This is a genomic window from Flavobacteriales bacterium (assembly GCA_013001705.1).
In the GTDB taxonomy this organism is placed as follows: domain Bacteria; phylum Bacteroidota; class Bacteroidia; order Flavobacteriales_D; family JABDKJ01; genus JABDLZ01.
Map to the genome: position 1 here is coordinate 1 of JABDLZ010000107.1, position 6,956 is coordinate 6,956.

Below are 6,956 nucleotides of genomic sequence, written 5' to 3' on the forward strand. Positions count from 1 at the left end.
CTACGTCCATTATGCCATAGGCATATTTCTCATAATATGATAGTCGGTTCTTCACGTGTCTGTATCCTGTTCCTCCGAAGAGGATTACGAATTTCGATCATTCTTCGATAAAATCCTAGTATTTAGCCGTCCAATCCATTATTATTTCAGATGGATAATCCGATATGATCGACAAATGATTTCTACACTTATAAGATTCATGTATCTGATTATCAATTACTTAACTCCAATCAGGTCAATATAGACCAGTACATTTTCTTCAACTTCAGGTCCCTTTGGAAGCGTGACTCCCAGGCTTTGACCTCCGGTTGTACATCCCACTCTGCCGGTAATGCGTAATCCCATTGCTCCAGATAAGGACCAAAAACCCGTGCAGCACGCACGCGTAGCTCTAGAGAATCATAGTACTCCCAGAAGGTCTTCTCTTTGCTACGGGTCTGATTCACAATCGGTAAGGGCCTTACTGCCTCGATTCCTATCGCCTCCAATGTGGCTTGGAAATCTTCTTGAATGTGTTCGAATCGGATGACCGAGTCCATTCGTTCTTGATCCATCAAGCTCCAATCCAGATAAGGTCTAGTGTAGAATTTCAGGAAAAACTGGGCGAAGTCTGCCTTCTGCTCATGGATGAAGCGATATCGTTTCTGATGGCCGCGTTCATTCAGCCAGTATTTCACTCGACCACTCCTTCTGGGTTGAGGATTGGAGTATTTCCCCTTGTGGTCATTCAGATACTTGTAGTAATGACTCACTGCTTGATCCAAGGGATTGCGGATACCGATGAAGGTGAAGTAAGACTTCTCTTCGTCCGTGGCCGACTTCAGGAAGGTGCGGTAGGTGGCGTGCTTGTAATGCCTGGTCTGACCGGCATAGTTCTCGGTCAATTCCTTAGCAATAGCCGTGCTGGCCGTCAGGGGTAGCTCTATGAATAAATATCTATACTTGCTACTGATGATCATCCAAGGTGATTCTGTCCCTCTTTCATACGTGATTTCTGACCAAGAGTTCAAAAATAACCGCTAGCCAACGTGCTCGATAAACTCAAGCGCATCATTCTTCGAGATGGGGCTCAGGATGCCGATTTCAAGGAAGTCCTCAAGGGAGGCTCGATGGCCTTCATCTATCGACTCCTCAACATGGTGGTCAGCTACGGGCTGATGCTCTTCATATCCCGTAAATTAGGAGATGAAGGAATTGGGATCTACAATCTTTCTCTGGCCTTTCTCGGAATCCTGGTCATGCTCAGTTGTTTGGGATTCAACACCTCGGTGGTACGATTCGTTTCCCAGTACAATGCGGAATCCGCCTTCCATAAGATACGGAAGCTCTACACCGCTATACTGAAGATCATCATCCCTCTCAGCTTCCTGATCGCCATCGCGCTGTATCTAGGAGCTGAGTCGATTGCGATCGGATTCTATGACGACCCCGCACTTATCCTCCCCTTTCAGATACTCGCACTCATTCTACCTCTCAGCGTGGTGGCAGCGCTCAATGTGGAGTTCATCCGTGGATTGAAACAGGTACACGTCTCTGAGTTCTTCCGCAATCTGGGTATCCACACAGTGACTCTGGTCGTCCTGATCATTGCATCCTTCTACACTTTGCAATCCTATTATCCCATGGCTGCTTACCTGCTGGGTGCCGTGGTCGCAGCAGCATTCACCTTGATCTACATCTGGCGATATTTCAAGGGACAATCGGTAAAAGAATCCTCTCCTAGTACTACGGAATTCTCCATCCAAGAACATCTGATCACATCACTCCCGATGATCCTGACCAGCTTCATCCAACTGCTCAATGGACGTGTGGACACGGTGATGCTCGGGCTTTTCGAGTCACAGAGTACGGGAGATGTGGGTGTGTTCACGGTGGCGCTCAAGATCTCCGTGATCACCAATTTCATGATCGGGGCCATGAAGAGTATAGGAATGCCAAAGATATCCGAGCTCTTCTGGTCAGGTAAGATGGATAAACTGAATGGGCTTATCGCTCGTACGACCAAGTTCATCTTCCTATTTGCAGCCCCGGTATCGATTCTGCTCATGATCTTTCCCGCTACGGTCCTGGAGCTGGTGGAGCCTGATTTCAGTTATGGCAGTCGTACCTTGCAGATATTCGCTTTGACCCAGTTATTCAATGCCTCATGTGGGATGGTGGCCATCTTCCTGAACATGACAGGCAATCAGGTGTTCTTTACTCGACTGGTGGCTATTACCACTACGCTGAACATCGTTCTCAACCTGATCCTCATCCCGATGTACGGCATGGAAGGAGCAGCCTTTGCGACCTTGATCGCTACTGCTACTTGGAATATCATAGGAGCCTATCATATCTGGAAGAAGTATAAGGTTGCCACCTTTTTCAGACCGAGCAGTCTGTGGTCTTAAGCTATTTCCAGTCTGATAGATCCAGACCGGTAAGCGCCTCCAATTCACGGATATCTTGAGCGTAATAGGACCTCAACTCAGTGCGTAGTTCGGGATCCATCTGCTCATAGTCACGCAAGTTCATGCTCTTCAATTCCTTACGGATATTCTCCCTGCGCTCTTTGCTCATCAACGAACGAACGAGCGGCCTGATCAATCGCTTGAGCGGATTGTCATGGATGAGCAGTTTCTGCAGGAATGCACTACGCGGAGTTCCGGATGGATTAAATTGCTTCTCCGTGGTCACCTCAAGAGATGGATCGACCCCGATGAATCGAAAGATCTCACGCATGGTCTCAGCCGGTGCATTCTTCAGATCATCATAGCGGAGCACCTTGACTTTGTCGAAGGCCTGCAGGAAGGCCCTGACTTGCTGCGCGTAACATCCAAGCGCACGATGATGCCACATGAAATCCCATCCTTGCTGGGCTCTGGATGACTCCTCTTCCAATGCTTGTCTGAAAGTCAGCGGTTCATGCATGTCCTTGACGAAGTGATTGTAGGAGGAATAGGCCCGTTCTACAGGGTCACGAAGGATGATCAGGATATTGACTTCTTCTCCAAAGACCTCTTTGATGCGAGGGATGCTTTGCTCATGATGATAGAGGTATCCGGTGCCTACCTCCCCAGTGACCTTGCCGCCTGTATTCTCATAGAGTCTCTCATAGGAGGCGCTGTCCAGGATCACATCCTCTGGTGACCGTTGATAAGGATACTCCAGTGCATTGTCCGTATAGATGTCGCGCAGAAAGTAGAAGGTCTCTTTCTTCGGGATATGTAGTTCAGGGTGTTGCTTGAGGTAGTGATAGATGGATGTGGTGCCAGCCTTGGCCGCACCTACGAACAGAAAGGGTTGACGAGAGAATTCCATGACCCTTACCAATGTGCGAGACTACGACCTATGATCGATTCCAACCTTTCGATATCCTCCGAGTAATGCTGCCTGAGCATCTCGCGGATGTCCGAGGGCATCGGGTTCTTGACCAGGAGTCTGTTCATCATGCGGTCCCGGGTATTGAGCAATCGATGTTTGGTATCCTCCGGGAATTGATTCACCATCCACTTCATCATCTTGTTCTTCCTCATCTGATCGACCAGGAATCTGCTCTTCGGTACTCCAGAGGGATTGGCCTGGACCGATTCCCGCACTTCGATAGGGCGTATGTTCAAGAATCGGGTCATCTCATCCATGAGTTGCTGGGGGCGGTCGAGGTCACTCATCAAGAATATCTTCACCTGAGGAAAACGACTGACGTAGTGTGCCACCTGATCGGCATAGTCTCCATACTCGAGATAGTCGAATCCCCATCTCCGTTCTTTTCTGGAAGCGATCACTTCTGGCCGGATGGCCTCTGCAAATTCCAGGTCCTCGTAGCCATTTCGCACCAAGAAATTGTAGTGGGAATAGGCCCTATCCACCGGATTACGTAAAATGATCGTGATGCGGACATCCTCTAGCCGATCACCATACATGCGTTCCATTTCTGCGATGGACTCATCGTGCTTGTAGAGGTAGGCGGTGGAAGCATCACCACATCGTTGCCCTTCATGGGCCGGCTCATAGAGATTCAGATAGTCACTCGTGCGCCAGATGACACGCTTGCGGGTGATATCATTCAGTTCCATGGGTTCTCTACCTTGGAAGCAGAAATAGAAGGGCTCTTTCTCAGAAGGCGGAAAGTAGATTTCTGGATGCTCTGCCAACATGCGATAGAGGCTGGTCGTACCACACTTAGCTGCCCCTACGATAATGAAGTCAGGCAGATTCACCTCTTGTCCTTGGTAACTTACTCTCACGCTGCGTTCTTAGCTCTAAATAGCCCGTACTTTGACAATGGTTTGCTCATGCGATTTACGCAATTTAGCGTAACGCATATACAGGGCAAACACGTATTACCAACATGCGATTTGAACAGGAGAACGAAACGTATCGACTACCCGACATCTTCTTGATAGGTGCTGCCAAAAGTGGGACGACCACATTGGCCTATTTCGTGCAACAGCACCCCAAGGTATCCATGCCACGCAAAGAACCAGGCTTCATGGCCTATTTCAATAAGGCAGATGATGAAGTCCCTTCCCGTATACGGAGTCGGCAGGTGAGGGATTTAGATGACTACAAAGCCCTCTACAGGAATGTGCCGGCCGACCATCGTATATGCGATGCTTCAGTGGCCAATCTCAGCAAGTACCAGGATAGCATCAGGAATCTCAAGCACTTCTACGGAGATAGATGCCAAGAACTCAAACTGGTGGCCATACTGCGCCAACCGGTCGAGCGTTCTTTCTCACACTACATGATGCTGGTGAAGAATGGATACGAGGAACTTCCTTTTGAAGAAGCGATCAAAGACGAGCATGTGGCCGCACGTATCTCCATGGCCAATGGATATGATTATCTGCGAAACAGTCTGTACTATGAACGGGTGAAGGCCTATAAAGAGGCTTTTCCCCAACTGAAGGTATTCTTGACCGATGATCTCAAGGAGCCTGAGAAATTAGCCCGTGAACTCTTCAGCTATTTGGAGCTGGACTATCCCACGGATATCGACCTGGATATGAAACTCAACCCGAGCGGGATGCCAAAGAACCCGGGACTCATCAAAGCACTGAACGGATACTCGGAGACCAAAGAGCGCATTAAAAGGGCCTTGCCGGATTCTTGGCAGAGCAAATTGGTGGAATTCAAATCGGCAGTGACTGCTAAGAATGTGGTCAAGGTCAAAGTGGACCCTGATCTGAAAGCCCGATTGACCCAGGAATACTTCCGTGAAGACATCCAGCAATTGAGCGCATTGATCGATCGCAACCTCGACCATTGGCTGAGCTCTTGACCCGAGCCACCTGATTCATTGGACACAAGCGAACACATATCGGATCACCGCAAATCCAGTCTTTCTGGACTGCTCCATGTAGAAAAGAAGGACCTCTACTTCGTGTTCCTGTGTATCAATTTCCTGTTGACCTACCGGGTGCTGCTCGTGAGTATGTTCAATATCGAAGAACTGGTCGCTGAGGGTTTCTATCTCATCTTTTTAGGGGGCTACATCGCCTATCGCATATTCAAGCGGGTCTACGAGAAGAACTACCGGTTGAATCATCTCGAAACGCTGATGGCTGTTTTCTTCTTCCTGCCATTCATACCTGCCTTCTCAGCTTGGAGGGAATGGGGACAGCCTCTTACCTATGGCATCGCCACCATGCGGGAATTCTATCTGCTATTCGGTGGTCTGATCACCTATAATCTATTGCGGGAAGGGAAGGTCACCATGCCTATGGTGGAACGCGCGATGGTGGTAGTGGCGTGGTTCAGTATCCTTTTCTTCTATGGTATGTCCCTACTGACGGACCCACTTCAGTTCAAAGAGACCGGTTTTGCCGCTGCACACGAGGCCAAGGGTGGTGAAGCGTATTATCAGTTCCAGACGGGGTTCATGTTCTTCGGCTCGATCTATTATACGGTCAAGGCCTTTTTGAAGAAACGCTATCGCTTGCTCATCTACGCTGCAGTATTCATTGCTTATATCGTCCTATTCCGCCTGGATCGCACTACAATGGCTGTGACAGGTATTGCATTGGTGACCTTTCTGCTGTTCTCCATTCCGATCAAAACACAGATCATGAATGTCGTTCGATTCGGCATACCCACTCTGCTCATCCTAGGCTCAGTTGCGATCCTCAGACCCGATTTCGTGGATCGCTATGTGATGATGTTCGGAGAGGTATTGGAGGTGGCCGATCAAGTGGACGGTACCAGCGTGGATCAAGACATCCGTATCAGCGAACTGGAAACCGCATTCATCTATATCAAGAAGAATCCACTTCTGGGTAGCGGAAAGGTCAGTCGTAGATGGGTCTATGGAGGATATACCCATTTCCTAGGCTATTTCTTCATCTCCGATATCGGGGTAGTGGGGCAGATATTCATGTATGGAATCCTAGGAGCGATGATCCTCTATTTTCAATTCCTATTCTCCTTCTACTTTGCCAGTCGGATCAAATACTATCGGTCCGACCCATTCATGGTGACCCTGAAATTCTGCCTTCTAGCCATCTGTCTGGACAGCTTTACCAATGGATATCTGACCATATTTGCTGCGCAGGCTTTTACCATGGGCATCTTGATCTACAGATATTACGAAATGGACCGTATCCATATGTATCAGCTCAGGCAGAGCAAAAAAACCTTTAAAGACGTAGCCACCGCATGAAATACACCTTGCTCATACCTATGCTCATAGCAGGGCTGCTTCTCAAGTTCTGCACCAATAGCAAGGAAGTCACCCAAGAGGTGACCGACACAGATCCTGTGATCGAGCAAACAGGAAACATCGTACAACCACGATTGAACGGATTCAATGCCGAGAACCTCTTTTTCCATTTCCAAGGGGAAACGGACGCTATCGAATTGATAAAATCGATCCGGCCTAATGTGCTCCGATTCCCAGGAGGCACACCGGCCAATGTCTATCACATAGATGGTGCTGGCTACGGCTATGATGAAGCCGATCTGGAAAAGATGAATAC

General features: G+C 48.6%; 7 protein-coding genes. 4 read left to right on the plus strand and 3 right to left on the minus strand.

The window, feature by feature from the left end; genetic code table 11:
- Positions 1–230: 230 nt before the first annotated feature.
- Positions 231–959 (minus strand): sulfotransferase family 2 domain-containing protein, encoded by a 729-nt coding sequence (locus tag HKN79_04430; GenBank protein ID NNC82802.1) that lies wholly within the window; start codon positions 957–959, stop codon positions 231–233.
- Between the two features lie 69 nt (positions 960–1,028).
- On the opposite strand from HKN79_04430, the gene HKN79_04435 reads away from it, so the two are divergent.
- Complete coding sequence (locus tag HKN79_04435) at positions 1,029–2,390, plus strand: flippase (protein ID NNC82803.1); 1,362 nt, start codon at positions 1,029–1,031, stop codon at positions 2,388–2,390.
- Between the two features lies 1 nt (position 2,391).
- Here HKN79_04435 and HKN79_04440 read toward each other — a convergent pair whose 3' ends face one another.
- Entirely contained in the window at positions 2,392–3,300 is a 909-nt protein-coding gene (locus HKN79_04440) for a sulfotransferase (protein ID NNC82804.1), read from the minus strand.
- Between the two features lie 5 nt (positions 3,301–3,305).
- Positions 3,306–4,226, minus strand: coding sequence for a hypothetical protein (locus tag HKN79_04445; protein ID NNC82805.1), 921 nt, complete (start codon positions 4,224–4,226; stop codon positions 3,306–3,308).
- A gap of 104 nt (positions 4,227–4,330) precedes the next feature.
- Here HKN79_04445 and HKN79_04450 point away from each other — a divergent pair, with 104 nt between their 5' ends.
- The 3 genes from HKN79_04450 to HKN79_04460 all read left to right on the plus strand — a co-directional run.
- Positions 4,331–5,263, plus strand: coding sequence for a hypothetical protein (locus HKN79_04450; GenBank protein ID NNC82806.1), 933 nt, complete (start codon positions 4,331–4,333; stop codon positions 5,261–5,263).
- 18 nt (positions 5,264–5,281) lie between these two features.
- Positions 5,282–6,640, plus strand: coding sequence for a hypothetical protein (locus HKN79_04455; GenBank protein ID NNC82807.1), 1,359 nt, complete (start codon positions 5,282–5,284; stop codon positions 6,638–6,640).
- Positions 6,637–6,956: hypothetical protein (locus HKN79_04460; protein ID NNC82808.1), on the plus strand; the 320-nt coding region annotated here is incomplete at its 3' end. The genes HKN79_04455 and HKN79_04460, both read left to right, overlap by 4 nt.

Bases quoted from the DNA above. Each gene is read 5' to 3' on its own strand.
- HKN79_04430 (NNC82802.1), bottom strand. From the start codon at position 959: ATGATCATCAGTAGCAAGTATAGATATTTATTCATAGAGCTACCCCTG.
- HKN79_04440 (NNC82804.1), bottom strand. From the start codon at position 3,300: ATGGAATTCTCTCGTCAACCCTTTCTGTTCGTAGGTGCGGCCAAGGCT.
- HKN79_04450 (NNC82806.1), top strand. From the start codon at position 4,331: ATGCGATTTGAACAGGAGAACGAAACGTATCGACTACCCGACATCTTC.